Origin of the sequence: Lactiplantibacillus daowaiensis, from assembly GCF_005405085.1 — a bacterium.
Classification (GTDB): Bacteria; Bacillota; Bacilli; order Lactobacillales; family Lactobacillaceae; genus Lactiplantibacillus; species Lactiplantibacillus daowaiensis.
This window is the reverse complement of sequence record NZ_BJDJ01000031.1, coordinates 1-2,662: the sequence shown is the minus strand read 5'-3', so window position 1 is coordinate 2,662 and position 2,662 is coordinate 1. Positions and strand designations below refer to the sequence as shown.

The 2,662-nt window shown below is 38.8% G+C and carries 2 protein-coding genes and 1 pseudogene; all 3 read left to right on the top strand.

Features of this window, described 5'->3' with window-relative positions:
• Window positions 1-798 (top strand): mucin-binding protein (locus FFM75_RS13400; RefSeq protein ID WP_171001513.1); only part of this gene is annotated, 798 nt, incomplete at its 5' end.
• A gap of 27 nt (window positions 799-825) precedes the next feature.
• A pseudogene (locus FFM75_RS14165) lies at window positions 826-1,059 on the top strand (MarR family transcriptional regulator); the annotation flags it as partial.
• Window positions 1,060-1,429: 370 nt separating this feature from the next.
• Window positions 1,430-1,984 (top strand): recombinase family protein, encoded by a 555-nt coding sequence (locus FFM75_RS13390; RefSeq protein ID WP_020923829.1) that lies wholly within the window; start codon window positions 1,430-1,432, stop codon window positions 1,982-1,984.
• Window positions 1,985-2,662: the final 678 nt, after the last annotated feature.

The window sequence follows — 2,662 nt, the reverse complement described above, 5'->3', positions numbered from 1 at the left end:
GGAAAAACTTTAAAGACGGACTCAATCTCAGGAACAACGGGTTCAAAATCCAGCTATAGTACCAGCGGTAGCATTGCCGATTATAAGAAACAAGGGTATGAGTTGGTCACCGATGGCTATCCAGCAGAATTGACGTTCGACAATGATGACACAACTGATCAGAATTTCACGGTTCACTTGAAGCATCAAAACATTCAGTCTACAGAGGCCAAAACCGTTACAGAAACTATTCATTATCAAGGCGCTGGTAATCAAACTCCTACTGATAACACCGCTCAAGTGACCTTTACGCGTCAAGTCTCAACTGATGCGGTTACAGGTGAAAAGACCTATGGGTCTTGGTCAGCTGATCAAAGCTTTGCGGCAGTGACTAGCCCAGTTATTAAGGGTTATACGCCAGATCAAGCTGAAATTGGGGCACAAACTGTGAGTGGTGACGCTAGTGATCTTGACTTCACGGTGGTTTATACCAAGGATGCGCCAACAAAACCAGTTAATCCAAGTCAACCAACGACGCCAGCAAAACCGGTTAATCCAAGTCAACCAACGACGCCAGCAAAACCGGTTAACCCAAGTCAACCAACGACGCCAACAAAGCCGGTTAACCCAAGTCAACCAACGACGCCAACAAAGCCGGTTCAGGCTGGTCAAGCAGCGGCTACTAATTTTGTGAATCAACGGTTGCCTCAAACTGATGAAACTGATCAACAACACATGACGCTGAGTGGCTTATTACTATTAGCCATGAGTAGTTTGTTAGGACTCTTCGGAATGACTAAGCGGCAGCGCAAAGAATAGGATGATATTATATGCTAAGCTCCCAAACTAATTTCCAGAAACACTTGGCGACTGATTCAAGATAATTTAATTCAATCACAAGTAAATCAAACTGATCGACGAATTGTGCGGCTAACCTTGACTACTAATGGCCAAGAAACTGTCCAAAGGAGCGTTCGGCAAGTGCAAGAAAATTTAAAAACTTTCAACCAAAGTCACGATTTGGAGAAGTTGACTAAACAAGTGGAAACTTTGTCACAACAACTGGCTAAGATAAATTAAAAGTTTTTCAAAGTAAGTAAAGATGCCTTAATGTAAATAAAGATCGGTCCGTTAAAACCCTTGGGTTTGAGCAGGCCGGTCTTTTATTGAAGTGAAGCAAATTTAAACATTAAGATTATTTTTTGCCTGTGACAATAATCATTTTGTATAACCAAGTAATCAATCAGGCACTACAAGTGGCTAAGCGTTCCCCTGTTAAAAGGGATTAGATAAAAATTTTTCTTGACGTTTTTTATATATAATGAGTAAAGTGTTTAGATAGAGTGAAATCAGGCCATAACTTAACAGTTGTGGCCTCTTTTTTGATACTGTATAATTAAAGGGTTAGAACCGTGTCATTACTTAATGACATAAGTAAGGAGATAAAAAGATGAAATATGGCTATGCGCGGGTCAGTACCACTGATCAAAAATTAGCAAATCAAATTGAGTTACTAAAATTGGCAGGGGCAGAAAAAATCTTTCAAGAAAAGTTTACCGGCACAACTACTGAACGACCGGAGTTTCAAAAATTGTTGCGCGTTCTAAAAACAGGCGATACTTTGATTGTCACTAAGTTGGATCGGTTTGCACGGAACACGCGCGAGGCATTAGCCATTATCCAAGAGTTGTTTAAAGAAAATGTCAAAGTTAATATTTTGAACATGGGCTTAATTGATAATACGCCGACTGGCCAATTAGTCTTTACAATATTTAGCGCCTTTGCGCAGTTTGAACGCGACATGATTGTCACGCGCACACAAGAAGGTAAATTGTATGCCAAGCAACATGATCCGTTGTTTCGGGAAGGGCGACCGAAAACGTATTCTGATGAACAGATCAGATTTGCTTATGAGTTGCGAAAACAAGGCATGACTTATAAGATGATTGAACGAAAGACGGGGATTAGTAAACGCACGCAACAGCGAAGGTTTAAGTCGATTTAAAAATAGGTGTTTTAAGAATTGAATGTTTAATTAATCACGTACAACGGGGATTGCCGCTTTATTAAACAGTTGTGAGAGAAATTTATTTAGGGATTTTAGGCACTATTTATACCTGTTGTGCTATTGAGGTTAGTTGTGATAAGGATTAATTTGTACTACAAAAGGCCTACTCAATTGTTAGTTGAGCAGGCCTTTTGTGGGTATTTTGATTAGAGCTATTAACCCTATGCTAATTATAAGGCTTAGCTTTCAAATGGAACATACTATTATCCAAATTATGATTTGTTAAGGTGGTGTTGTCATAGTTACTGAATTGAATCAATTGGGCAGAAACAAGAAAAATTTAACTAAGACCATGGACACCATTCAAAATTAAGGGAAGGTCATCCTAAATCTATTGCCAATGGCGGGAATTGTTGATTTTTATTTATGCCAACTCGTGACCACATCTTATCATTGGATGGTATGAATGATGTTGACAGAAAAACTAGCATTAGAGACCTCCTTATTATATATAGTAAAGGATACTAAACGAAATAGAGGGAGTGTCAAGAATCTTGTGTAAATGAAATGCCTTCGTACATATAATATGTATCTAACTTGGTAGATTGCAAATTTAATCCGAATTTTTGGACAAATTTGTCAGCATAACCTGATACGGTGTTTGCCAGTCGAGTA

What these genes read in the sequence shown, in the direction of transcription:
- FFM75_RS13390 (WP_020923829.1), top strand. Translation starts at nt 1,430, where the DNA reads ATGAAATATGGCTATGCGCGGGTCAGTACCACTGATCAAAAATTAGCA.